Genomic DNA, 26,241 nt, shown 5'->3' with positions numbered 1-26,241 from the left:
ATTATAAACCACACATCTAATAATTATTTATTCTTTTTATTAACCAAACTATTTAAATAAACCTCAATATTTGCATATCCTGAAGCTGTAATAAGAGCCGAATCTTTTGGATCTTTAGGGTTTAACCCCATTTGCTTTTCTACATTATCTGGGATACCATCATTATCTGAATCTACATATGCTTTGCCCTTATAACTTGGGTATCCGCCTACTTGCAAGATATCTGTTATGATTCCAATTTTATAGGAATCCTTAGGTAATCTTCTGTGTTCAAATTCATTGTCTGGTAATTTCACATTCTTTAGTGGTGTAGGCTTTCCATCACGAACTTCTTTAACGATTCTCGTATCTACCGCATCGCGGATAGGTAATGTAGCACCCGCGCTATTTAATACTAATTCGTACGCTTCCTTTGCCGAAATAATCTGCATATCAGCCATTGGCAAAGGTTTATGCACTCTAGATCGAAGCATATAATCTTCATACTCTTCTCCTTTAGCCAAACTACCATCTTTATTATAAAACTGAACACCACCAGCCCAATTGTCCTTAGTTATTTTATCATAGCCTTCTACAATATTGCCTTCCACATAGGCACGACCAAATACCATATAATTAAGTTTGCTACGTCCAGACTCAGGCTTAAGCAATCTATAACTAATAGGCTGATCAACAGGAGTCGCAGGACCTGGCTTAAAGTAATTGTTTATCACATTATATTGAGCTGTATAGTCACCTCCATCTACAGAGCGATGCACCCAATTATACATTACATTATTTGCTAAATTGAAAACGCCATTCCAACCAATAGAAGGATTTCGTGCAGCATTATTAGCCCACAAATTTCGCATAAATGAACAATTTTCTCCTCCTAATGTACTTCCAAAGGCGTGATTCCATGTATCTAAAGCTTCTGAAAATATTGAATTCTGTATAGTAATGTTAACCGTTCCTAATTTGACTGCTTGTTTGCCTGTACCATCATCATACATATGTCTATATATAGACATATTCTCATCCAATCCCCAGCTAGCAGAAATATGATCCATCATGATATTTCCGATGGGATTTCCACCTATCGCATCATCCCTTCTTCCAACGAAAGTTTCTCCTCTACGAAATCGCATAAATCTTACCACTACATCATGCGTATCTATCCATACAGTCTCTCCTGCCACACAAACACCATCTCCGGGTGCAGACTGACCAGCAATAGTAATATATGGTGCACGAATAATTAATGGAGTCTTTAAACGAATAATTCCTGCAACATTAAAAACAATTATACGGGGTCCACCTTGTTCACAAGCTTCGCGCAATGTTCCTGGTCCGTTATCTTCTAAACTTGTAACTACGATTACTCTTCCGCCACGACCACCAAATGAAAATTTGCCACCTCCCTCTGCGCCTGGAAAAGCAGCTATATCAGCCTGAGGTAAATCAGTAGGCCGACCAGCCCAAGGAATATAAGGTTTACCTTTTTTAGCATACTCATCTATAATTGGTAATGCTTTTTCCCATGCTGCATCAGATTGTTTACGCGCATTTGATAACATCTCTTCTGATGCTTTTTTAACACCCTCAGGTATCTTAGGATATTGAGCCATCACATCTTGATTGTATGCTACTGCCACCCCCATCATAATAAATGCTGCTTTTAATAATCTCATTATATTAAACTTTTCAGTAATTGAAATTTAGAATTATACTTTTCTATAAATGGTTAACACTTCTTATCAAAAAATTGAATTTTCAACTCTTTTATCAAAGTAACTCATAATTCACCTTATAGTTCTTAAAGAAATTACCAAATTACTACACGATATTATCATAAAAGAATGTGCTTGCTATTTTTGAATCTTTGTGCTTATACTCAAATAACGGAAACCTTGTGTGTCTGTAGTTACTTGATTAACATACAATGCTCCATATTTGCCTTCTGGTGTTAAAAAATAAACCATATTTCCAGCAGCCAAGCCTTTATCAGAATCTGTTACTGAAGTTTTAGTTAGGTTTATTGCTCTTTTTTTAGCCTCAGTTTCAATTGTACTTGAAGAAACTAAGACATTGGTAAAGGTACTCGCTGAACTTGTAATAGGTGCACTAAATAATGTTGTTCTTTTTTCCCAATCACTAATATCTAAAGTTGGATTTGGATTTGGAGTGACGTTAATAGAATACAAATTATAGGAAAATCTATTTATATGAGTTGGTCTAGTATCAAGTAATGTATAAACACCAAAATCAATTTTGGAAGAATTAGCCTTACCACCTGTATAATCGTATACAGTTCCATCCAAAATTGAATAAAAGCTTTTTCTGGTATTATCACCTTCAAATGGAGCATACAAATGCCTATTGGGCAAATGAATATAACTAGGCTTACCTTCCAAGGTTATACTTTTATAGCCATCACCGATATATTGATTCAATCTATTGTATGCATATATACGAAATGTGATTTTGCCATCTCTTTTCATTTTGTGTTTAATTACACCTGAATAAGAGTTTTTCTCATTCTGCTTGAGTATAATTTCACGCTTACCTATTTGACCGTTTCCTAATGTACTATCCACAGAAATCTTTGTCATTTCTTCTTGAGATATGACTCTAAAATGTATATAAGCACTATCCCCATCATTCAATACCCCATCCGTAGTAAAGCTATTTGTTCCCTTATCCATAAATTCAACGGATAAATCGTCAAACATATTGAATATATTTTGTTGATCTTTCACACAGCTAATTGTTAGCGAAGAACCGATAAACATCAGTGAAAGCATCTTTATTAATTGTATCTTTTTCATCTATTTTATTGTATAAATATTAAAATTAGACAAGTTTTAATCCTGATTATCAAGCGGATCAAAAACACCACCTTCCCATCCTATAGTTGGAAAAATATCTACACCACGCCAAACAAAATCATTATGAAATGTATAAAAGTTGTGGTATTCAGGAATATCAATCACCCTAAAACCATTTGGCTGTGGAAGGATTGTATAAGGTTTGAAATACGTTAAATAAACTTGTTTATTATTTATGTCAAGACCTTCTCTTAGCATTGCCCCAGTACTTGGATTGATAGTTTCTAATTGTGAACGAGTAGCTGTCATTGCTGCAGATGTAGCACCAGCAGGTTCTATCTGAATAGTTTCTATTTGCTCACCTGACAACAAGTGCCAGTTTCTGGTTCTTCTTAAATCAGAGTTCCTTTTGTTTTCAAATGCAAACTCTACCATTCTCTCATTAAGTAGAAGTTTACGCATACTTTCTACAGAATTTACACTTCCCAATCCATAATCATTAGCTCCCTGTTCTATTCCAGCACGTTTTCTAATCAAGCGAATCATTTCTTTTGCAGTATTCATATTACCGATCTCACTTGCTGATTCTGCATAATTTAAAATTACCTCCGCTAGACGCATTTCTATCCAATCCATTCCACTACCGCCAATATTACTAGCATAAGGTACCGAACCGATTGCTAATTCAGGTGTGGAGAATTTTTTTGTATATACCCCCCAATTCGATCCTTCACTCGTAGCACCAACATATGCCCATTGCCTTCTTTTGTTATTATTACTTAGCGGCCAAGATGCACCGTTATATGCTAAAGTAGCTTCAAATCTAGGGTCTCTATCTTTCCAAAATAACACACCATCGTAAGCATAAGTACCACTTTCGTCTATACGATTACCATCCTTCATAGGGTATGCCTGTAATAATTTTAGCGTAGCACGATACCCAATGTATGGGGATCCACCTTCAGAAGAAGGGCGCGATTTGCGTTCTTCATCATGACCTCTTGCTTGTCTAGTACTTGAATAAGGTCTAGAAATTATAGTTTCTTTATTAGAAGCTCCTTTCGTTTGGAAAATTCTACCATAATCTGCCACTAAGCTATGTCCTGCGGCAGTAGCTATTTCGTAAGCCTCTTTGTTGGCATCAAAGGCAACTTGCCATCTAGTCTGATCGTATGGATGTTTGGCATCGTTTAATGGATTAAATTGTGGACTTGCCCAATACAATAATGCTTTACCTTTTAGTGCAGCAGCAGCCGACCTTGTTATCCGCCCCCAATTATCTCCCGACCAATTCACATCTTTTAAATATTCCATCGCCTTTGTCAAATCATCGACAATTACTTCAAAACATTTTTTAGCAGATGCTCTACCTTTTGCAGTCATTGCAGATGGATCTTGTGGCTCGAGTACTAACGGTACACCTCCGTATATTTTAACAAGTTCTAAGTACACCATAGCGCGCATAGCATAATATTGACCCAAAAGAGCACGTTTACTAGACTCTTCGATACTGCTTTCAGGTAAATACTTAATAGCGTTATTACAACGTGCTATATCCATATATCTATTATCAAGATAATTTACGGTATAGCGGTTTCCAACATATCGTACATCATGATTTATCAAGGCCGCTCCAACAATACCCAAAGCTCTTGCCCCCCAATTCCCATTCGATGGTAAATAATTCTCATCACTTACCAAGTGAATATCAAAACGATCTGGAATAGTTTGATATGGAAATTTAGGTATAATAAGATCATACGTTTTATTCAAGTGCATATTAACCGCACCTTCAGTATTCCAGATATTTGCATCCATACCACCTCTATCAGGCAATACAAAGAAATCGTCATCATTAATATTACAAGATGAAACCAATAAGGCTGCAAAAATTGCTAAAGTTCCTTTTCTAAATTTTATATATAAGTTATTTTTTTCCATGATTACTGCATGTTATAAATTTGCACTAAGACCTACTGAAATAGTTCTTGTAATAGGATAATGATAAGCGTTTGCTGAATACGGATCTTTATATCCATATGGATTAACGATTGTCCAAAGATTATTACCTGTCAGAAGCACTCGTGCATTTGAAAATCCTAAACGACTAATAGCATTTGCTGGTATTCTATAACTAAGAGTCATATTATTGACACGGATAGTAGTACCGTTTGCTGCCCAAAAGTCTGAATTAACATTAATCAAAGGATCATCAGTTCTTGGGTACTTGCCCTCTAGTGGATTCTCTGGCGTCCATCTGTCCTTCCAGATACTAACTACATTACGCGTATTATCGGCCTTATTACGTGCTTGAGAATCATAAAACACTCTTCCACCTAATCTTGCTAGAAAATTAGTACTGAAATTGAAAGCTTTATATCCTAAACCAAGTGTTATACCAGAAGAGAAAAATGGGTTATTGTTCTCAAACAAAGGAACAATATCATTTTGATTAACCATACCATCGCCGTTTGTATCTTCATAAACTAACCACCCTGCCTGAGGAATATTTCCAGCTATGGTATAATTTGGATTTTCAGCTAAGAAATTATCTACTTGCTCTTGAGTTCTGAACATACCATTGGTTTTGTAACCCATGTTTGAGTTATTGTATTTTCGAGGATCTACCCCAAACTTAGTACCTAACCATTTTCCATCACTCCTATCAGTCACCAATAAATCTGCAGGATTATAAATAATCTGAGTAACTATAGAATTTCCATAACCGAAATTCATATTAGCATTCAAATTTAGGTCTGATCCAATCTTTGCTCTATAGCCAATTGAAACTTCCGTTCCCCAGTTATAAGCTTCTCTGTAATTTACAGTCGGTGCTAATAATCCAGCATATAATGGATTCATTTCGTTCGCTCCTTTGTCAAATCCATCAAACACTTTGTTTTGATAATACTCGACACCGATATCCAATTTATTATTAAACAAAGAACTCTCAAACCCGAAATTAAGAGTACGTTTCTTCTCCCAAGTAATTACAAGATTAGGATATACAGATGGGTTCAGGCCTATACCGTAATTATTATCTCCAAAAAGATACCCATTATTCAAATCTATAGTATAGCGCTCCTGCCATAGTCTTTCATCTACCCGGTCATCTCCAGCAATACCATAATTAATCTTAAGCTTTAAGAAATTAATAAAGGATATATTGTCTTTGAAAAAATTCTCTTGACTGACAACCCATCCGGCACCAATACTTGGTGACACTCCCCATCTATCTCCACGTGCAAAGTTTGAAGAGGCATCGATACGCGATACAGCTTGAATTAAATATTTTTTATCAAAATCATAACTCATCCGACCAAAAAATGAACGTTTTGTTGATTTACCAATTGATCTACCTCCTATTTGTAAGCGATTTTGGTCAAAAGCCCAATAATCTGTCATATCTGGAATCATTTGACCGTCCCAGCGAACTGATAAATTTTCATTATCATTCACAGTCTGCTCTGCGCCACCAACGATATCGAAACTATGTTTTCCAAAAGTATTTGCATAATTAAGTGTAATAAAGCCTTGGTAGCCATTATCCTTACCTAAGTTTGGAGTCAAGCTTGAGTTTGCCTCAGTTACCCCGTATACTATTGGATTGACAGCTGCTAGTTGAGTAGAATACAATTGGTTATTATTCCCCATTCTTTCAAAATTATAGAGCTTATAAGGTGCTATATAAGTTGAGTTGTTGAAGCTTCCTCCGCCTTGAGAAACTTGAAGTTTAGCTGTTAATCCAGGAATAAATTTTGGTTGGTAACTCAAACTTGCATTTATACGATACGATTGTGATTTACGAGAATCTGAATAACCAGACTGCGTAATTGCAAGTGGATTTCTAACATTTCCTCTATTAAAAAAGACAGGCATGCCATCGATCTGTAACGGTATCCATTGTGGTGCTGAAACTAATGCTTCAAAAAAATCATTGTCTGTTCCATTTCCTAGATTATTCTTACTTTCTCTAATACGGTGATCAACATTAAAATTTATATCTGCCTTTAAGCCATCTATTATAGTAGCTGTGAGACCACTACGCATCGAATATTTGTCTTGCTTCATTCCGGCATAATTACCATTTTCATTCTGATAGCTTCCACCAACGAAATAGGTTGTACGATCAGATCCTCCAGAGACACTTACGTTATGACGTTGCATCAGAGAGGCTTGCCATATTTGATCATACCAACTTTTTGTATTTAATCCTTTCAAGTATTCCAAATCCTCTGGTGAAAAAAATCTATCTTCTGGTGAATTATTAATGCGGTGACCTTCATTTAATAATAAAGCATGATCATATGCAGATAATAGATCTGGCTTAGTAGCGGCATCTGTAATACCTGCATATCCATTATATGTTATACTAGGTTTACCAACCTTACCTCTCTTTGTAGTTACTAATACAACACCTTTAGCACCTGCAGCACCATAGATTGCAGCTGATGCATCTTTCAAAATGGAAATATTTTCAACCATTGATGCATCAAGGTTATCAAACACATCGGATGAAACGACTATTCCATCAATAATATATAGTGGTTCATCTGTAGCCCCGCTTGGAGCATTACTTGAAATACTAGATCCCCTCACATTTAATGAAATTCGAGAGCCAGGCCTTCCTGATTCTTGATTCACCCCTACACCAGCTATTCTATTCCTAAGTGCACCAGCAATATTAGGAGCAGGTATATCCATGAGCTCCTCTCCTTTGATAGTAGAGATAGATCCAACAATTTCGGACCTACGCTGTGAACCATAACCAGTAACCACAACATCTTCTATCTGTCCTTCAAGAGGTTCAAGCACAACAATTACATCCTTTAAAGAATTAACTGGGACTTCCTGTGTTTTGAGACCTAAATAACTCACTACCAAAATCGCACGATCACTAGGTACATTGATAGAAAAACTTCCATTTTGATCTGTTTTTACACCACTTTTTGTACCTTTCACCATTACGGTGGCTCCGACCACTGGATTCCCATTATTATCTTTAACAACACCCTTTATTCCGACAATAGCATCAATATTCTCCTTAGCACTAATCGCTTCAAATTTACTAGCTACAGCCAAGTGTGGTGAAGAAAGTATGCATGCCAGGGCAAGACCTTTAATCATTGTAGGAAAATATACTTTCCTTATATCTTTATTTGACTTCATTGATTTAAGTTTACTTCATTAATTTATAAGATAGATGGCGGATTAAGGTCTCCAGCGTGGATCTCCCACACTAAACAAACTTGATTCTTTTAATGTAAAATCCCATTCAGAGGCATTCACAAATGCATTGGAAGAGGATATTCCTGAAGCAGTAACCCCAGGCACTACAGCACCTGTAAAATCCGATGTACTAAAATTATTGGTACTCACTACCGAAAGAGTATTACTTGCTCTTGGTGTCCCTGAAGCTGAAGAAGCAAATAGGCAATTTGTCACTTTAATACCATTGGTAACTAACCCATTTGTATAATCATAAAGACGCTGTCCCCCATTAGGCGAATTAAAAAACGTAACATCAGAAATTGTTACGGACTCATCATGATTAGTACTTCTGTTTTGTGTGACAATGAATCTTTGCGCATTGATTATAGTACTATTTTGAATAGTGGTATTTTTAATATTTCCATTGACATGTCCTATATTTGCCACACCAAAATCTTTCACATTTTGAACAATAGAATTATTTATCAATAAATTTTCTATCAAAAAATATACTGAATTCGAAGTCGCACGTACACGTACCAGACCTCGGTGATCAATCAATTGACAATTTTCAAAAGTTAGGTTACTTATTTTACCAGCACTTTGAATATTAAAAATATATCCACCATCAAAACTGCTCGTTATTTTCACATCCTCGAAGACGATAGAATTAATGTTGCTACCCTCTGTGACATTGAAAGAATTGACTTGTATGTGTGCTGGTGGAGTAAATCCCGGTTCACTTATAACTTTAAATGATTTACCTACTGAAAAAGATTCTTCAAATGTATAGACCTCTCCTCTTTTGAGCACAATAGTAGCACCATCAGAGGCTGTTGATAAAGCATTTTTTAGGGCGGCAGGATCTGCCCCTAATGGTCTCAAATCAATGTAAGAAGGGTCATTAACACCATTTCGAGTCAAAAGACTTAATCGTCCCATACTTTTTGTTCCAGCAAACAACTGAACGCTATAATTAGAATTTGCATTCAATTCATTTACTAGTTTAAAAGTAGCTGTTTTATCAGCTGAGGACAAGTCATACCGCTTACTATAATTAGGCGTTGCTGACGATACGACAAGATGCGTTAATGTTGCATTTTGTTCCCAACGAACAATGGCTGCATTGTGAATTAAATCATGGTATTTTAAGTTTCTAAATATATTAACCTCCGGCACTTCGTTAAGAATATGAAAACGAGCACTATTTATCCATTCTGACACTGAAGAGCTAGTACCTGCTACGGATCTTACACGAGCAAAATAGATTACATTTGGTGTAAGTATGTCTTTACCTAATGTTATTGTTGTTGAATCTTTATCTGCCGTATGAATTATTGCTTGATTGTCTGAAAAAGTTGAATCTGTGGAAACCTCTATTAGGTAACCAAGACTTGGATTTTGATCTCCTTGCCAAGCAGTTATAGCATTATTCCAATTCAATGTAATCGCTGTATCAGCATGTAGAAAACTGATATTTCCAGAAAGACGCGTCAAGCTTGTTGGGGTGTAACTTGGGTCCTTTTGGCAGCCATTAAAAAAAAATGCTAATAAAATTACAGCTACAATAGTAGCAGATGATTGATAGTATTTCTTTAATCGCATAATTTTTGGTTTGTTTTATAGATTAGATGATTGATTTCAATTCAATAATTAGCCTTATGAATCCTTATTGATTCTCTCCTTCCATTTTTCACCTTCCTTTTTCAAATCATAGCCTTCTTTAGACAGGTAATTATTTATTCTTCCTTTATATTTACCAAATGCAGCATGCCTCTGCTTAGAATCCGAGCCTATTATTGCTAAATCACGAGCCTCTTTAAGCATATCCAGAATTATTTTTTTCTGTCCATCTTTTAAATTAGGAATCATTGCTAAATAGGCATTATAAGTACGTGGTAAAATACCATAAGTTATACCGTCAACAATAGATTCTACTTGCCTTTTATCAATATGTAATGAAATGGTCGATACAAAAGCATTATATATATCAAATGCATGTTGTTGATACTTCCCCTCAATACTTTTAATTTGGTCTACTTGATTATTTCCACTAGCTTTTAGGTTATCCAATTCTTTCTTCAATCCCTCTGCGTTGGAGTTAATTTTATCATAATAATCTATCATTTCCTTTAGTAATACATTTACGGAGGAATGATTTTCTAATTCGGAAGTATTAAGTATCTTCTGAGATCTGGTTTTAAGAACTTCTAGATATTCTTCTCTTTGATTTTGAGAAAAAACCAAATGACTAGATATTAATAAACTAATTAGTAAGATGATGCGTTTCATAATGATTTATTAAAAGATGTACTTCGCAAATTTTGACAATAAATAATTCCTTAGCTTAACTTCCCACGGTAAATACTGAAAGCAAAATTTTTGAAGATTTATATTTATAATCGGTAACATCAAATTACGGAAATAGCGAAAGGACATTTCTATTATAACTTAGCAACTTATTATACTATCTTGCAACAAATACCTCATTATGACAGAAGTATCTATTAATATCCTATCATTATTCTGTAACTAAAACAATCTACCCTACTATGTGAAGTGTTTATATTTTTAATATGTGCAGAATAATCAAACAAAAACTTTCGTAAGTAATTTGAAACTTTACCCCCACATAGAATAGCTTAATTAGAGTTATAAAAAAAGCTTTCTCAAATTGAGAAAGCTTTTTTTATAACTTATTTACTTATAGAGCAAGCCTATATTAAAAAGACAGCAATGTAATACGCTTTTGAGATTCACTATAGGTTCACAATACTACCGATCTTCACGCTTTCATCACAAGCTAATGCTATCTTAAGACTATTCAATGCATCGTCCATTGATTTTGACAAGTCTAGGTCTTCTTTGATTGCTTGTAAAAAGAAACGCTGCTCCCGATTACAAAGTTCTTGATGATTTGGTTCATCATGTAGATTAATCCATTCATCTTCTTTTACAAACTTATTCTCAGCATCAATTGCCGCGTGATGAACACGGATAGATTCAGTTTTGGTATGTGACTCGACAAAATCCGACTGTCCATCTTGAGATGCTTCTTTGGCAACAATGGAGACCGAACCTTTGGGGCCAAAAACATCTTTAACAAAAAAGGCAGTTTGACTAACCATTGGACCCCATCCTGCTTCATACCATCCTACAGAGCCATCATCAAATCGAATCTGTAATTGGCCATAATTATAATTACCTACAGGTATATCTTCTGTCAATCGAGCCCCAATTGCAGAAACTGAAATTGGTTTAGCTGTTGTCATCTGACACATTACATCAATATAATGTACACCACAATCTACAATCGGACTGAGACTTTTCATTAAATTACGATGTACATCCCACATATATCCCTGACTCTGCTGATTTAGGTTCATACGAAAAACCATGGGTGTACCTAATTTTTTACCTTCTTCTATAAATCTCATCCATGAGGGATGATGTCTTAATATGTAACCAACAACCAACTTTTTATTCGCCTTTAATGCTGCTTCAATTACTTTTTCAGCACCAAGGACAGTGTCAGCTAAAGGCTTCTCGATAAACACATGTGCACCAGCCTCAAATGCCTTTACGGCATAATCCTCGTGCGTATCTGGGTATGTTGAAATACAAACAGCGTCTGGTTTCGTCTTTGCTAAGGCTACTTCATATTCTTCAAATAGCGGGTATTCTAATCCTAATTGCGTTTGCAAATCACGCTTACTCTCACCTCTTGAAACCAATCCAACGATCTCAAATTCTGAAAAATCATGGTAAGCTTTAGCATGTGAAGCCCCCATATTCCCACAACCGACAACTAATACTTTTATTTTTTCCATTATACAAAAGATTTCATTCCTGGTCTTGGAATATCAAGCTTGTCCGGCCCCAATTCCCATGAATAAGCATCTGAACGAGGACTCAACTCTTCTTTAGATGACAATATTTGCTCCAAAGAAATACGCTTGCCTGTATATGCCGATACTTTCCCCCAAATAGCCAGCAATGTTGAATTTACCATAAAATCACCGTCGTTAATTACATCGTTCTTTCGGATAGATGCTATTAATTCATCGTGCTGAGTCTGGTACATATTATTTGATGGACCAGAAAATTCGTATGGATTATCCCCTATAATTTTATAAGAACTCATTATATTCACTTCCACACGGCCTTTACTACCCAAGACTTCGACAGAATTACGACTGTCTGTACCACTTTGTTGTCTTCCAAAATGCATACCTTTCACACCATCACCATAGTCATACTCTACCGCAAAATGATCATACCCATTACCTAAACCATTCCATGCCCAGCTTTGTCTTCCCCCTGTTGCAAAAACAGTCTTAGGAAGTTTATTTCCCATCACCCAGTTCATATAATCAATGCTATGCACTGTCTGCTCTACGATTAAATCTGCGGCATAGCGTTGGAAATAGTACCAGTTTTTTAATTGATATTGCATTTCGCTATAATGTGCCAGTTTAGGTTTCACTGTATTCTCGCCACCACATCTAAAAGTGGTAATAGAACGTACATCACCTATAGAACCAGAATTAACACGTCCCATTATTTCACGATTAGGTGTCAGATAGCGGAAGCAAAATCCCGAAACTAGATTCAATTTCTTCTCTTTAGCAATTCGCACACTCTCCATTACTCGCTTAAGCCCTGGAATATCTATTGCAACAGGTTTTTCACAAAAGATGTGCTTACCTTTTGCAACAGCGTACTCTATATGATCAGGTCTAAAATTTGGAGGGCTACAAAGCAATACCACATCTACATCAGAATCAATTAAATCCTTGTAACTCTCAAATCCTAAAAACTGCCTTTCCTTAGGAACGTCTACACGTTTACTATCCTTTTTGAATGCAAGTTTATGTGCTTGCTCTAATTGCTCAGGGAAAACATCTGCCAAAGCAGTCACAATCACTTCCGGATCTGCTGTCATAGCCTGGATCAATGCTCCTACTCCTCTTCCCCCACATCCTACTAAACCAACTCTTATCTTTTTATCAAAACTCACATCAGCTGCTATGTTTGCAAACGGTAGGCTGCCCATCACCATACCACTTGTTTTTATAAAATTTCTTCTAGAGTATTTCATCCTATAAATATGCAACTTTTAATAATTTTTAAAAAGTTGAAAGTTAACACATTCTATTTTTATTAAATAAACATCAAAAATATTACATATTTTCACACCTCACTAGTATTAACACGATGAAAGACACGCAAATTATTGAACCCCTGATTACCAATAATACAGTAATTGTCGGCATATTGATGGCTATTTTGGGAGTCGTATTTTACACCGCTAGTATTAACAATAAATATATTAAAGGTTTTTATAATGTCATCCCTCCACTCCTATTATGTTATTTTTTACCCGGACTTCTCAATACATTGCATGTATTTGATGGAGTTAATTCTCCATTAACAACTATAGGAAGTCGTTATTTTTTACCCGCATGCTTAATTTTGTTCATACTTAATTTAGATATTAAAGAAATGTGGGGATTACGTAAACGAGCTGGATTAATGTTCATAACAGGTACGATTGGCGTACTTTTAGGTGGCCCTCTTGCTGTTTGGCTCACCTCATTAGTAGCTCCACAAATAGTAGGTGGAATCGGTCCAGATGAAGTTTGGCGTGGATTAGGCACATTAGCGGGATCTTGGATAGGTGGAAGTGCTAATCAAGTAGCATTAAAAGAAATACTTCAACCATCATCATCCTTATTTTCATCTATTATTGCTGTAGATGTATTTGTAGCATATTCATGGATGGCACTACTACTTTATGGTGCTGGAAAAAGTAAAATGATGGATAAATTCTTCAAAGCTGATTCCAGAGATGTAGATGAACTGATGGTAAAATTGGAAAAAAAATCCAAAGAGAATGCTAAAATGCCAGAAACCAAAGATATCATCTTAATGCTGTCTATAGCTTTCGCCGGAACAGGACTAGCCACTTTTTTGGCAGAACCAGTAGCAGCATACATAACTCAACACCATCCTCAATTAGAAACTTTTTCACTGACAAATACTTTCTTTTGGATTATTCTTTTCGCTACGATTATAGCAATCGGATTATCCTTCACACCAGCACGTAAATTAGAAAATGTAGGCGCGTCTAAAATGGGCACAGCTTTACTGTACATGTTGATTGTAACTATAGGCATGCAAATGGATATTTTAGCAATTCTTCAAAACCCAGGATTGTTTATTGTTGGTATTTTGTGGATTTCTTTTCATGCCCTATTATTATTCATTGTGGCAAAAATATTCAAAATACCCTTCTTCTATTACGCAGTAGGAAGTATGTCAAATATTGGAGGCGTAGCTTCCGCATCAGTTATATCTGCGGCATTTCATCCATCTCTTATTTCAGTTGGTGTTATATTATCTGTATTTGGCTATGCTATAGGCACGTATGCAGGCTGGCTTACTGCTGTTTTAATGCAATTAGCGTCACCGGTATAAGACATTATAAATGCACACGATAAGAGCGATAAATATCGATTTATCGCTCTTATCCTTTTTATATACCTAGCAATTTTATACTTTTAATGTATTCTAAATATGGCTATGAATCAGAATATATTTTTTGAAGGACAGGTTTTATGGTCTCAAATAGATGCCAATCGTCATTTGAGACATTCAGCATACGCTGATTTCTGTGCACAAGCACGTAGTAATATGCTTAATGAATTTGGACTGTCACTGAACGAATTTGCTAAAAACAAAATTGGTCCAATTTTATTTCGTGAAGAACTAATTTACCATCGTGAAGTAAACTTAGACGAAATAATTAAGGTAAGTACCGAATTAACAAAATACAGTACAATTAACGGTAGATTTTCTTTCCGCCATCAAATTATTAAGCCTAATGGCGAAATTGCAGCTACGGTAAATGTTGACGGTGCTTGGTTAGACTTACAAATTAGAAAATTAACCTCTTTGCCAGAAGCTTGGAAATCAATTTTACAAAAAATACCAAAATCAACAGATTACATCGAAATCAATGAATAAAATATTATTTACATCCCTACTTATCACGTCAATATGTGGTTTATGCACACAAGCAAAAGCCCAACTGATGCAAGCTAAAGAACTTTATTCAAAAGCAGACTCTTTACGAGGTCAACTTACCCCTCTACGTAGTTGTTATGATATTCAATATTACCATTTGGATGTAAAAGTTGATCTGGACAATAAATTTATTTCTGGATCCAATCTTTTTAAATTTAAAGCCGTAAACGATTTCAACAAACTTCAATTCGACCTATTTGACAATCTATCAGTAGATAAAATAGTATATCATGGCAATGAATTATTGTTTACTAGGGACTACAATGCTGTATTTGTAACTTTCCCGAAAACAATTAAAAAGAACCAAAATGATGAGTTTATAGTATTTTATTCTGGCAATCCAATACAGGCTACGCGAGCTCCTTGGGATGGAGGCATAGATTGGAAAAGAGATAGCAATGGAAAGCATTTTGTCGCAACAGCCGTTCAGGGATTGGGTGCGAGTGCATGGTGGCCCAATAAAGATCATCAATCTGACGAACCAGATAGCATGTTAATCTCTGTAACTGTACCAAAAGATTTAGTAAATGTGTCGAATGGTCGTCTTATTAAAAAAGAAATGTTCGATGATGGCCATAATAAATATCATTGGCTAGTAACAAATCCTATTAACAATTATAATGTATCATTAAATATTGGGGATTACGTCACAATGCAAGAAAAGGTAAAGACTGAAAAAGGACTTCTTGATGTAGAGTATTACATTCTTCGAGAGAACGACACACCGACAAAGAAAAAACACTTGAATATAAATGTAGCACAAACGCTAGAGGCATTAGAATATTGGTTTGGTCCTTATCCTTTTTTTGAAGATTCTTATAAAATTGTTGAGACAGCTCATCTGGGAATGGAACATCAATCGGCTATTGCCTATGGAAACAACTACCAGAATGGCTATCGTGGCTTTGACAGTTCAAATACAGGGTGGGGTAAAAAATGGGATTTTATAATCGTACATGAAAGTGGTCACGAATGGTTTGGAAACAATATTACTGCCGCAGATATTGCTGACATGTGGATACATGAAAGTTTCACCAACTATTCAGAAGCCCTATTCATCGACTATCATTATGGTAAAGAAGCTGGACAAGCTTATGTATACGGTAACCGTGCAGGTATCAAAAATGACAAACCTATGCAAGGCCCCTATCATGTGAATAAAGAAGGTTCGGGTGATATGTATTTGAAAGGTGGCGTATTTTGGAACATGATACGTACTATGGTTAATGACGACACCAAATGGCGATCGATACTTAGAGCATTAAACCATCACTTTAGACATAAGCAAGTTGATTACAATGATATACTAAACTACATTTCTACACATACTTCACTTAATTTAGATAAAGTCTTTGAGCAATATATTCAAAACAAAACAATTCCAGTTTTAGATGTGAAATTTAATTCAAATGGTGATGTGCTGGCTAGATGGCTGACTGATGTTAAAGATTTTCATATGCCTATACATTTGGGTATTGAAAAAAATTATAAACTGATCAAATTAACTGACAAATACACCAAAATCAACATAAAAGGACTATCAAAAGCTAATCTTTCCGTAGATACATACAACTATTATATTAACACCAAAGTACAATAACAGAAAAAAAAAGACGTTTCTAAAAAAGTAAATAGGATATTTACTACAACAGCATAAAAAATAAAATTTATTATTAGTTTTTATCTGTTTGGTATTATCAATATCAGTTTTTTTTAGTTAATTTTGTTCAAATTTTACACAAAGAATCAGGACTTTTTAGATGGGTTTATTCAATTGGTTTACGCAAGAAGTTGCGATTGACTTGGGGACTGCAAACACCCTAATTATACATAATGATAAAGTAGTAGTTGATGAACCTTCAATAGTAGCATTTGATCGCACTACCAATAAAGTAATTGCTATTGGCAGACAAGCGATGCAAATGGAAGGTAAGACACACGATAATATAAAAACCGTAAGACCATTACGTGACGGTGTTATTGCTGATTTTACAGCTGCAGAGGCACTAATTCGCGGGATGGTTAAATTGGTAAACAATGGAAAATCTTGGTTTTTCCCTTCCCTTCGTATGGTAGTATGTATTCCTTCTGGTATTACAGAAGTTGAAAAACGTGCCGTTCGTGATTCAGCTGAAATAGCTGGTGCAAAAGAAGTATACTTAATCCATGAGCCAATGGCAGCTGCTGTCGGTATCGGAATTGATGTAGAAGAGCCTGTTGGAAATATGATTATTGATATAGGTGGTGGTACGACAGAGATTGCTGTTATTGCACTATCAGGGATTGTTTGTGATCAATCCATCCGTGTAGCAGGTGATAATTTTGACTCCGATATCGTTCAATACATCCGTCGCCAACATAATATTATGATTGGTGACCGTACAGCTGAGAAGATTAAAATTGAAGTGGGTGCTGCACTTCCTGAATTATCAGATCCACCAGCAGATTTTGCGGTACAGGGACGTGATTTAATGACAGGTATACCTAAACAAATTACCGTTTCTTATACAGAGATCGCGCATTGTTTAGACAAATCGATTTCAAAAATCGAAGAAGCAATTCTTAAAGCATTAGAGATTACACCTCCAGAATTGTCAGCAGATATCTACCAAACGGGTATTTACTTGACTGGTGGTGGTGCACTATTGAGAGGTTTAGATAAACGAATTCAAGCAAAAACAAAATTACCTGTTCATGTGGCTGAAGACCCTCTTCGCGCTGTAGTACGTGGTACTGGTATTGCATTAAAAAACATAGGAAGATTCAAATTCTTAATGCAATAATACCCTCAATATAAAATATTTAGGCGCGATATAGAAAAGAAATACTTATTCTATATCGCGCATTTTTTAATAATAAATTTTAAGTAAGTATAGATACATGAAAAACCTGTGGCTCTTCTTAGTCAGATATAATTCCGTTTTTTGGTTTATATTATTTTTCGTGTTATCTCTTGCGTTAGTTGTCAACAACAATAATTTTCAACGATCGTCATTTGTCAACTCATCCAATGTTGTTGTAGGCTCTTTCTACGGCAAAGTAAATTCATGGAAGGAATATATGCATCTAGCAGATGCCAATAAAGAATTACTTGATGAAAATGCCTTACTTAGACACCAGTTACAATCTTTCATAAGTAATGATTCCATTACAGAAGTTCTAGAAACGGATTCTCTGGATGATCCAAGTAGATATGGATTTATTGTAGCCTCGGTGGTGAATAATAGTGTAAATCAAAAAAACAACTATATTACTGTAAATAAAGGCTCTTTAGACGGTATCCAAAAAGATATGGGAGTGATCACTTCTAACGGTGTTGTAGGCTCTGTCTTAAATGTATCACCACATTTCAGTACAATTAAATCATTATTACACCCGACAACCAAAATTTCAGTTTCGATAGACTCTACTACCTCTGCTTTTGGGTCTTTGGTATGGGGCGAAAATACAGAATCAAGATTCGCTATGGTTCGCGATATTCCAAATCATGTAAAGTTATACGTTGGCCAACCTATTTATACTTCTGGATTTTCAACTAAATTCCCTAAAGGTGTAAAAGTAGGCTACATTGTCCAAACCGACATCGTCACCGGTGGATCATTTAAAGATGTGAGAATTCTCTTAACAACAAAATTTGAAAAATTGACACATGTTTATATTGTGAAAGACAAGTTGGCGAAAGAGAAAATAGAATTAGAAACATTAAACGAGGAGAATAATGGCTAAAATTGTCATATTTAATATTATACGTTTTTTAGCTTTAATCCTACTTCAAGTAGCTGTATTAAAGAATATAGGATATTATAATATTGCCGTTGCTTTCCCATATATCTTAATTGTGTTACTCTTGCCTGTTGGCACCCCCAATATCGTATTATATATACTGGCATTCTTAACAGGATTAAGTATTGACGCATTTTATGATAGCATTGGCATACATACAGCGGCCTGTGTAGCATTAGCCTTTTTTAGAATTTTCTTTCATAAAATCACCATTGAGCTCGATGAGCAGGAGTCATTTAATACACCCTCTTGGGGTAATATGGGATTCAAATGGTTTAGTACTTATATCTTATTAGGGACTTTGGTACATCATTTTTTCCTATTTCTCGTAGAAACGTTCTCGCTTCAGAATTTCATTCAGACACTGATCAGTATTGTATTAAGCTGTCTTTGTACATTAGTAATAATTTTTGTCATAAGCTTATTAACGTATCACAAAAAATCACGCATAATTAATTAAACTGATGCATCATGAATAGTTTTTTTGAAAGAAAGTATATTATTCAAGGAGTCATCCTCATAATTGCATTAACCTTAGTTGCGAGACTATTTTTTCTACAAATAATAGATGATTCATACCTATTATCAGCCAATAATAACGTATTACGTAAAGTAATAGAATATCCTGCTCGAGGAGTCGTGTTAGACCGTAATGGTGAAATTTTAGTTCAAAATGAACCAGTTTACGATTTAATGGTTATCCCTAAAGAAGCTAAAAATATTGATACCTTACTGTTATGCAAGCTTATTGGTATTGATAAAGAAAACTTTATTAAACGTATGAAAAAGGCTCGAGATCACTCACCTTTTCGTGCTTCTATCTTCGAAAAACTAATACCAAAAGAAACATTTGCAGTACTGCAAGAGCATATGGATAAATTCAATGGTTTTTATACCATAGATAGAAATATCCGCTCATATCCAGATAGTATTGCAGCCCAGTTCCTAGGTTATATTCAAGAAGTAAATGATAAAGATATTGAACGTTCGAAAGGCTTCTATCGCTCTGGAGATTACATTGGAGCATCAGGCGTAGAACGTTCTTACGAAGAGCTACTACGTGGTACTCGTGGTGTTAAAAACCAAATGGTCGATGCTTTAAATCGTCCAAAAGGCTCTTTCATGGATGGAAAATACGACACGTTAGCTATTGCTGGAGATGGATTAATATCATCATTGGACAAAGAGGTACAGCTTTTGGCAGAAAAACTAATGCGCAATAAATTAGGATCAGTGGTGGCTATTGAACCTGCTACTGGTGAAATTTTAACCTATGTTAGTAGTCCAAGCTACAATCCCAACTTAATGGTAGGACGTGAACGAGGAAATAACTATATGGAGATGTTGTACGATCCATATAAACCAATGTTCAATAGACCTATCCAAGCCTCTTATCCTCCAGGCTCTGTATTTAAGGTCGTGGCAGCGCTAACGGCACAGCAGGCTGGAGTAATAAATCAGCAAACCACATTTTATTGTCCCGGAGGTTACTATGTCAATGGTGCTAGAATGCGTTGCACCCACGTAGATGGTTCTACAGGTTTAGTCAAGTCTATCCAAAATTCTTGTAACACATATTATGGGTACGTGTATGCCAAAATGCTGGATAGCAGAGGCATGCCATCTTACAAAGCATATGATCTATGGCGAGATGGGTTGACTAAATTTGGACTAGGATCTCCATTAGGAATTGATTTACCAGGTGAAAAAGGAGGATTACTATACACCTCGGATCAGTATACAAAAAGATTTAGGAGTAATAAATGGAGATCAACGTATAATATTTCAAATTCAATAGGTCAAGGAGAAATTGGAATTACACCTTTACAAATGGCTAATATCATGGCTATTGTAGCCAATCGAGGCTTTTATTATCGTCCACATTTGATTAAAGGCATCGGTGAAGAAAAAATTATCAAAAAAGAATTCACAGAGAAAATATGGGCTGGTGTTGACGCAAAATATTACGAACCTGTGATCGAGGGTATGAGTCTAGCTGTTTCTAGTGGTACTGCTGCTGCATCTAGAATTCCAGGTATTGAGATGTGTGGTAAAACAGGTACTGTTCAAAATCCACATGGCGAAAACCATGCTGTATTTTTCGCTTTTGCACCAAGAGAAAATCCAAAAATCGCTATCGCTGTGTTTATTGAAAATGCGGGATATGGAGGTACATGGGCTGCCCCTATTGCAAGTATGCTCATTGAAAAGTATATCCGTGATACAGTTAGCTTACCTAAGCATATACAAGACCGGGTATTGAATGCTGTTATTTTACCAAAAGTGAAAACTAAAGACGTAAAGCCAGAGGTAAAAGAAAAGAAGGATAGCACAAAAAACAAGACAAATACAGTAAAAAAAGCTACTGTACTAGATAAGAATAGAAATAATTTAGTAGTTCATCATAGTCAAGTAAGAAGAAACTATGAACAACGATAAGAAAGGTTTTTTAGGAAGAATTGACTGGATAACCATCATATTATGGTTGGTATTATGTCTTATCGGATGGTTCAACATCCATGCAGCCGTTTTTGATTCTGAACACCCTGGTTTATTCAATATGGAAACAAACTATGGGAAGCAATCTATATTTATTTTTACAGCCATTATTATTGGATTTAGTATTCTAATAATTGATCAACGCTTTTTTATATCTGCGACTCCATTTATTTATATAGTTGTTATACTCTTACTTGTGGCTGTATTAATAGTCGGTCGGAATGTAGGTGGTAACCAAGCTTGGATTCCTATAGGTAGTTTTAGACTTCAGCCTTCAGAATTTGGAAAATTAGCTACATGTTTATTATTAGCCTTTTACCTTAATTCACAATCCAACAAAACGCCTTCTATAAAGGGCTTAATAATAGGCTCTTGTATAGTATTGTTTCCTGTTTTCCTAGTGATGCTACAGCCTGATACAGGATCAGCGTTGGCATTTTTCTCCTTAATATTTGTGTTTTATAGAGAAGGCTATGTGAACTCAAAACTAATGATATTAGGAGGGTTAGCCATATTATTATTTGTTCTTGCTCTATTGATAAATCAATGGTTATTAATAGGAATAATTGCAGCCATATGTATAGGATTTATAGTTCTTTTAGGTAAAAAGCGTAAGTATTTAATTGATTTGGGCGTCATATTCGCAATAGCTAGTGTATATGTGCTCAGTGTAGATTTTGCGTATGAAAACATCTTGCAACCCCATCAGCGTAATCGTATAGACATTATATTAGGAAAAATGGACGATCCTAGGGGACAAGGATACAACTTAAATCAGTCTAAAATTGCAATAGGATCAGGTAAATTATTTGGAAAAGGATATCTTCAGGGTACACAAACAAAGTACAACTTCGTTCCGGAACAAAGTACAGATTTTATTTTTTGTACAGTAGGCGAAGAATGGGGCTTTGTTGGTTCTGTGGTACTAATTAGTATCTATGTTTTCTTACTTTTACGAATTATCCATATCGCCGAAAGACAGCGAACTACCTTTGCTCGTGTCTACGCATATGGTGTTGCCTCCATCCTATTTTTCCATTTCTTTATTAACATAGGAATGACGATTGGTATTGTACCTGTAATTGGTATCCCCTTGCCATTCATTAGTTATGGAGGATCATCATTATGGAGCTTTACTATTCTACTTTTTATTTTATTGAAGTTTGACTCAACAAGAAAAGGATTATCACCTAATTAAGAATATTAAATTGATCAATAATCAAACATCATAAAAAGAGTTGGTAGTAAACTCTACCAACTCTTTTCAATTTTATAATACTATAAGTTTTCTTATTTTTTACTACTATTCTGATTAATATAATCAGCAACATCTTTACCATCGAGACCTCCATCAACATCTAAAACAGATAATTGTAATTGCACATTTACAATTTGTGCACATTGGATAGATGTCGGTTTAACTACCATTGTAGCCGTAAGTCCGCCGCTCGGACAGCCAATACACAACATTACTTCTCTACACTCTCTATTAGCCATAGCCAAAGCCTGTGGGTAAAGAGATTGATATATAGTATTTATTTCATCCCAACAATATTTTGTTGGATCCACTGGATCAAGTATTGGATCGTAAGGCGAATCTGGACGACTTGTAGCTCCAGTTACAGGAATAAAAACCTTATTAACATTAGAGGCTAGTTTCACTATACTAAAACCATCATCTTTAATGATTTTCATCATTTCACTATGATTACCAACGACTATTCCTTTAGTCATCTTTTCTTTACCTTCAAAATGTAGAATTGGTATAGCATAGATTTCTGATTCACGAGCAGACTCAATAGATAATTCTTCAGTTTTATTACAACTCATTGTAGTCGATAAAACAAATAATAAAAGCATGTGGGTTACAAAATTTTTCATGGTTCAAAATTTAAATGTTACAATTAATTAATGTCCTTATTCTTATATAAAAACAATGATTTTTTTGTTACCTCCTAAAACAAAAAATCTCGAATAAATTATTCGAGATCTCAATCATAATATGTAAAACTTAGAGTGTTCGCAAATACGTACTTCGTACACCTTCAATTTTATCTATTTTTTGAACAAAATTATTTACCTGCATCTTGCGCATTTCGACTATCATAATACATGCATTATCAAACTCTTGACTTAATACAGTTATATTTTCATCCTTGATTATGCGCATGATGTCATTCATTACCAAATATCCAAAGTCTATTTGATATACATCATTTACAGTTTTTTCTACTATTGATGCGCTTGCTAAAGTTTCTTGAGTAACTGTTTTATAAGCATTGATTAAGCCTGGTACTCCCAATAATGTACCACCGAAATAACGCACAACCACAACTAAGATATTCGTAACGTCTTTTGACAATAATGCATTTAATATAGGCCTTCCAGCAGTTCCGGAAGGTTCTCCATCATCATTCACACGAAATACAGTTCGATCTGGAGACAAACGGTAAGCCCAACAATGATGTCGTGCCTTTGGATGAAGAGACCTTAGCTCTCCTATTACTTCCTTTAACTTATTTTCATCCTTAAATGGATAAGCATATGCTATAAACTTACTTCCTTTGTCGCGGAATATTCCTTCCGCAGGTTCTTCAATTGTAAAATATGTATCTTCAAATAAACTCACAGATATGCAATTAAAAATATAGATAAAACTGCCAAAGCAAGCCCTATTTTATTTATTAAACTCAGTTTTTCTCCGAAAGCTACTATTCCAACAATACTACCCAAAACAATTACACCAACATTCATAGCTGTAAAAACTATTGAAGGATTATCTGCGATAGCACGGTGAGCTTTCATATAATAGTATATGTTAGCAAAGTTAAACAAACCTAACATTAAACCCCAAAGAATTGCTGATTTGTCAAATGCCCGTTTCTTTAACAGTGTCTGATAGAGTAAAATGAATACCCCAACGAACATAGCACCTACAAAAATCAAAAACATAGATGTAGTATATGGAATATCTTTGTATTGAGCTATTTGCTTAAATAAAATATCTATAAATCCCATCCCGACAAAAACTAAAATCGGATAGATTGAATTTCGACTAGACTTTGAATTATGACCTTTACTCCAACTAATAGAGCATGCTACCGCGATTAAACCAACAATTATACCGATGACCTTATTTATTTGTATTATTTCTTGGAATATAAAAAACGAGGCTAATAAGGGTATAAATAATGACATGCGCTGAGCTACATCAGTTTTTACTATTCCACTATACTTTATAGCTAATGCTATAAAGATGAATAAGGTAGGCAACAAAAGCATTAAAGGAAAATACAATTGAAAGGGCAATGATGATATTTTTATTTCATCAAATTTCGGCGTAAACAATGCATATGTTAAAACGACAGTAGTCGGATAATTCCACAATACCAATTGTTGAACGTTCACCTGTTTTTTTCGAGCTATTTTTATCAACACGCCGACGATGACACTACAGCATACACTTATTAAAACATATATCATGCTACAAATTATTTCAAGATACAATAATATCAAATAAAAATGAATATTCTATTTCGATAAAAAAACCAAAAAAACAAACAAAATAAACAAATTTTATACACTATTTTTAATAAAAAAATAGGTAAAAAATCATGAAAAATACCCACTAAAAAACGACACATATCAAAAGTCCTAATAAAACATAAATAATTAAAAAACAATTACTTAATTTTTAAATTAAACAAAAAAAACACCAAATAACATCAAAATTTATGGTATTTTTAACAACATTTTACATAAATAATTCATTATATTTTTTGAATAAAAATTGATTAAAAAAAATATTTTTTAATCAAATATTTTGCAATTAAAAATTAAAAATATACCTTTGAAATATCAAAACGAGAAAATGAAAAATTTTAACACATATTATTTTAACTTCTTTTATTTTAGCAATAAGAGCTGGGACAAATATTTAGTGTTAAAATGAGAAGATAAATACTAAAGTCCCGGTTTGAAAACCAGGACTTTTTTTGTGTGACTATATAAACAACATGAGTATAAAAATAGCAATCCAAGGTGTAAAAGCATCATTCCATGAAGAAGCTGCTTATAAATATTTTGGTCAAGATATCGAAACCATAGAATGTGGCTCATTCAAACAAACCTGCGAAATGCTTAAACAAGGAAAAGCAGATTATGTCGTGATGGCTATTGAAAATTCTATTGCAGGTAGTATTTTACCGAATTATAACTTATTAAGAGATTACAGATTTCATATCATCGGCGAAGTTCATTTGAATATACAACAAAATCTATTGGCTCTACCGGGAGTTAAATTGAGTGATATTCAATTTGTAGAATCACATCCTATCGCTATTCGTCAATGTGATGAATTTTTGGGAGAACACCCAGAGTGGACAATCAAAGAAGGTATGGATACTGCTGGATGTGCTAAGAAAATCAGCGAGGATAAATTAACAAATACCGCGGCTGTAGCAAGTGAATATGCTGCAAAAATTTATGGCCTTAATATTTTAGAGAAACGAATAGAAACTCATAAAAAGAATGCAACACGTTTTTTGATTTTAGCCAATGAAGTCGTTGAGCAAAAAGGAGCTAATAAAGCCTCACTATCCTTCCAAACTGGAAATGCTGTAGGTTCGCTTGCAGCGGTATTACAATGTTTTGCAGAGCAGAACGTAAACTTAAGCAAAATCCAGTCTATGCCAGTAGTTGGCAGACGTAATGAATACGACTTCTACGTGGATGTAGATTGGAAAAAACAATCAGATTATGATGCTGCTATACGTAAAGTTTTAAAACACACCGTCAATTTCAGTATCATGGGTGAATACATCAAAAACGAAAAAGTATAATACAACAATCG

General features: G+C 34.8%; 20 protein-coding genes. 9 read left to right on the top strand and 11 right to left on the bottom strand.

All coding sequences use genetic code 11. The annotated features are described in order from the left end of the window. Window positions 1-23: 23 nt before the first annotated feature. From IPZ78_RS06000 to IPZ78_RS05965, 8 genes are all read right to left on the bottom strand, one after another. Window positions 24-1,643 carry a polysaccharide lyase gene (locus IPZ78_RS06000; protein ID WP_225552139.1) on the bottom strand — a complete coding sequence of 540 codons (1,620 nt, stop codon included), beginning with the start codon at window positions 1,641-1,643 and terminating at the stop codon, window positions 24-26. A 204-nt stretch (window positions 1,644-1,847) separates the two neighbouring features. Further along, window positions 1,848-2,807, bottom strand: coding sequence for a hypothetical protein (locus IPZ78_RS05995; RefSeq protein ID WP_225552090.1), 960 nt, complete (start codon window positions 2,805-2,807; stop codon window positions 1,848-1,850). Window positions 2,808-2,843: 36 nt separating this feature from the next. Beyond that, window positions 2,844-4,748 (bottom strand): RagB/SusD family nutrient uptake outer membrane protein, encoded by a 1,905-nt coding sequence (locus IPZ78_RS05990; RefSeq protein WP_225552089.1) that lies wholly within the window; start codon window positions 4,746-4,748, stop codon window positions 2,844-2,846. A gap of 12 nt (window positions 4,749-4,760) precedes the next feature. Further along, window positions 4,761-7,976, bottom strand: coding sequence for a SusC/RagA family TonB-linked outer membrane protein (locus tag IPZ78_RS05985; protein ID WP_225552088.1), 3,216 nt, complete (start codon window positions 7,974-7,976; stop codon window positions 4,761-4,763). Window positions 7,977-8,018: 42 nt separating this feature from the next. After that, entirely contained in the window at window positions 8,019-9,623 is a 1,605-nt protein-coding gene (locus IPZ78_RS05980) for a DUF5123 domain-containing protein (protein WP_225552087.1), read from the bottom strand. A 54-nt stretch (window positions 9,624-9,677) separates the two neighbouring features. Next, window positions 9,678-10,310: a DUF3826 domain-containing protein gene (locus IPZ78_RS05975; protein ID WP_225552086.1), complete on the bottom strand. Its 633-nt coding sequence runs from the start codon at window positions 10,308-10,310 to the stop codon at window positions 9,678-9,680. Between the two features lie 467 nt (window positions 10,311-10,777). Further along, on the bottom strand, window positions 10,778-11,848 hold the full coding sequence (locus IPZ78_RS05970) for a Gfo/Idh/MocA family protein (RefSeq protein ID WP_225552085.1): 1,071 nt from the start codon (window positions 11,846-11,848) through the stop codon (window positions 10,778-10,780). Beyond that, window positions 11,848-13,119 carry a Gfo/Idh/MocA family protein gene (locus tag IPZ78_RS05965; protein ID WP_225552084.1) on the bottom strand — a complete coding sequence of 424 codons (1,272 nt, stop codon included), beginning with the start codon at window positions 13,117-13,119 and terminating at the stop codon, window positions 11,848-11,850. The genes IPZ78_RS05970 and IPZ78_RS05965 overlap by 1 nt, the downstream gene beginning before the upstream one ends. Window positions 13,120-13,235: 116 nt before the next feature. Here IPZ78_RS05965 and IPZ78_RS05960 point away from each other — a divergent pair, with 116 nt between their 5' ends. The 8 genes from IPZ78_RS05960 to rodA all read left to right on the top strand — a co-directional run bounded on the left by IPZ78_RS05960 (window position 13,236) and on the right by rodA (window position 22,587). After that, window positions 13,236-14,498, top strand: coding sequence for a DUF819 family protein (locus tag IPZ78_RS05960; protein ID WP_225552083.1), 1,263 nt, complete (start codon window positions 13,236-13,238; stop codon window positions 14,496-14,498). Between the two features lie 105 nt (window positions 14,499-14,603). Further along, window positions 14,604-15,047, top strand: a complete 444-nt coding sequence (locus tag IPZ78_RS05955; protein WP_225552082.1) for an acyl-CoA thioesterase — start codon at window positions 14,604-14,606, stop codon at window positions 15,045-15,047. Next, a complete protein-coding gene (locus IPZ78_RS05950) occupies window positions 15,040-16,707 on the top strand; it encodes a M1 family metallopeptidase (protein WP_225552081.1) in 1,668 nt (555 codons plus the stop codon). The genes IPZ78_RS05955 and IPZ78_RS05950 overlap by 8 nt, the downstream gene beginning before the upstream one ends. 160 nt (window positions 16,708-16,867) lie before the next feature. Beyond that, on the top strand, window positions 16,868-17,890 hold the full coding sequence (locus IPZ78_RS05945; protein WP_149912555.1) for a rod shape-determining protein: 1,023 nt from the start codon (window positions 16,868-16,870) through the stop codon (window positions 17,888-17,890). Between the two features lie 97 nt (window positions 17,891-17,987). Next, window positions 17,988-18,833, top strand: coding sequence for a rod shape-determining protein MreC (gene mreC, locus IPZ78_RS05940; protein WP_225552080.1), 846 nt, complete (start codon window positions 17,988-17,990; stop codon window positions 18,831-18,833). Continuing rightward, window positions 18,826-19,350 carry a rod shape-determining protein MreD gene (locus tag IPZ78_RS05935; RefSeq protein WP_225552079.1) on the top strand — a complete coding sequence of 175 codons (525 nt, stop codon included), beginning with the start codon at window positions 18,826-18,828 and terminating at the stop codon, window positions 19,348-19,350. Before mreC ends, IPZ78_RS05935 begins: the two co-directional genes overlap by 8 nt. An 11-nt stretch (window positions 19,351-19,361) precedes the next feature. Beyond that, window positions 19,362-21,329 (top strand): penicillin-binding protein 2, encoded by a 1,968-nt coding sequence (gene mrdA / locus IPZ78_RS05930; RefSeq protein ID WP_225552078.1) that lies wholly within the window; start codon window positions 19,362-19,364, stop codon window positions 21,327-21,329. Beyond that, window positions 21,316-22,587, top strand: a complete 1,272-nt coding sequence (gene rodA, locus IPZ78_RS05925; protein WP_225552077.1) for a rod shape-determining protein RodA — start codon at window positions 21,316-21,318, stop codon at window positions 22,585-22,587. The genes mrdA and rodA overlap by 14 nt, the downstream gene beginning before the upstream one ends. Before the next feature lie 92 nt (window positions 22,588-22,679). On the opposite strand, the gene IPZ78_RS05920 is transcribed toward rodA, so the two are convergent. From IPZ78_RS05920 to IPZ78_RS05910, 3 genes are all read right to left on the bottom strand, one after another. Further along, the gene (locus IPZ78_RS05920) at window positions 22,680-23,270 is read right to left on the bottom strand and encodes a hypothetical protein (RefSeq protein WP_225552076.1); all 591 of its coding nucleotides are present in this window, start codon (window positions 23,268-23,270) and stop codon (window positions 22,680-22,682) included. A gap of 130 nt (window positions 23,271-23,400) precedes the next feature. Next, on the bottom strand, window positions 23,401-24,018 hold the full coding sequence (locus IPZ78_RS05915) for an IMPACT family protein (protein WP_225552075.1): 618 nt from the start codon (window positions 24,016-24,018) through the stop codon (window positions 23,401-23,403). After that, entirely contained in the window at window positions 24,015-24,797 is a 783-nt protein-coding gene (locus IPZ78_RS05910; protein WP_225552074.1) for a DMT family transporter, read from the bottom strand. Before IPZ78_RS05910 ends, IPZ78_RS05915 begins: the two co-directional genes overlap by 4 nt. Before the next feature lie 608 nt (window positions 24,798-25,405). On the opposite strand from IPZ78_RS05910, the gene IPZ78_RS05905 reads away from it, so the two are divergent. Beyond that, complete coding sequence (locus IPZ78_RS05905) at window positions 25,406-26,230, top strand: prephenate dehydratase (RefSeq protein WP_225552073.1); 825 nt, start codon at window positions 25,406-25,408, stop codon at window positions 26,228-26,230. Window positions 26,231-26,241: the final 11 nt, after the last annotated feature.

It is taken from the genome of Sphingobacterium bovistauri, assembly GCF_020295405.1.
Classification (GTDB): domain Bacteria; phylum Bacteroidota; class Bacteroidia; order Sphingobacteriales; family Sphingobacteriaceae; genus Sphingobacterium; species Sphingobacterium bovistauri.
Note: the sequence above shows the minus strand (reverse complement) of the source record. Positions and strands in the feature narration are given on the sequence as shown.

Bases quoted from the DNA above. Each gene is read 5' to 3' on its own strand.
- IPZ78_RS06000 (WP_225552139.1), bottom strand. From the start codon at position 1,643: ATGATGGGGGTGGCAGTAGCATACAATCAAGATGTGATGGCTCAATAT.
- IPZ78_RS05995 (WP_225552090.1), bottom strand. From the start codon at position 2,807: ATGAAAAAGATACAATTAATAAAGATGCTTTCACTGATGTTTATCGGT.
- IPZ78_RS05990 (WP_225552089.1), bottom strand. From the start codon at position 4,748: ATGGAAAAAAATAACTTATATATAAAATTTAGAAAAGGAACTTTAGCA.
- IPZ78_RS05985 (WP_225552088.1), bottom strand. From the start codon at position 7,976: ATGAAGTCAAATAAAGATATAAGGAAAGTATATTTTCCTACAATGATT.
- IPZ78_RS05980 (WP_225552087.1), bottom strand. From the start codon at position 9,623: ATGCGATTAAAGAAATACTATCAATCATCTGCTACTATTGTAGCTGTA.
- IPZ78_RS05975 (WP_225552086.1), bottom strand. From the start codon at position 10,310: ATGAAACGCATCATCTTACTAATTAGTTTATTAATATCTAGTCATTTG.
- IPZ78_RS05970 (WP_225552085.1), bottom strand. From the start codon at position 11,848: ATGGAAAAAATAAAAGTATTAGTTGTCGGTTGTGGGAATATGGGGGCT.
- IPZ78_RS05965 (WP_225552084.1), bottom strand. From the start codon at position 13,119: ATGAAATACTCTAGAAGAAATTTTATAAAAACAAGTGGTATGGTGATG.
- IPZ78_RS05960 (WP_225552083.1), top strand. From the start codon at position 13,236: ATGAAAGACACGCAAATTATTGAACCCCTGATTACCAATAATACAGTA.
- IPZ78_RS05955 (WP_225552082.1), top strand. From the start codon at position 14,604: ATGAATCAGAATATATTTTTTGAAGGACAGGTTTTATGGTCTCAAATA.
- IPZ78_RS05950 (WP_225552081.1), top strand. From the start codon at position 15,040: ATGAATAAAATATTATTTACATCCCTACTTATCACGTCAATATGTGGT.
- IPZ78_RS05945 (WP_149912555.1), top strand. From the start codon at position 16,868: ATGGGTTTATTCAATTGGTTTACGCAAGAAGTTGCGATTGACTTGGGG.
- mreC (WP_225552080.1), top strand. From the start codon at position 17,988: ATGAAAAACCTGTGGCTCTTCTTAGTCAGATATAATTCCGTTTTTTGG.
- IPZ78_RS05935 (WP_225552079.1), top strand. From the start codon at position 18,826: ATGGCTAAAATTGTCATATTTAATATTATACGTTTTTTAGCTTTAATC.
- mrdA (WP_225552078.1), top strand. From the start codon at position 19,362: ATGAATAGTTTTTTTGAAAGAAAGTATATTATTCAAGGAGTCATCCTC.
- rodA (WP_225552077.1), top strand. From the start codon at position 21,316: ATGAACAACGATAAGAAAGGTTTTTTAGGAAGAATTGACTGGATAACC.
- IPZ78_RS05920 (WP_225552076.1), bottom strand. From the start codon at position 23,270: ATGAAAAATTTTGTAACCCACATGCTTTTATTATTTGTTTTATCGACT.
- IPZ78_RS05905 (WP_225552073.1), top strand. From the start codon at position 25,406: ATGAGTATAAAAATAGCAATCCAAGGTGTAAAAGCATCATTCCATGAA.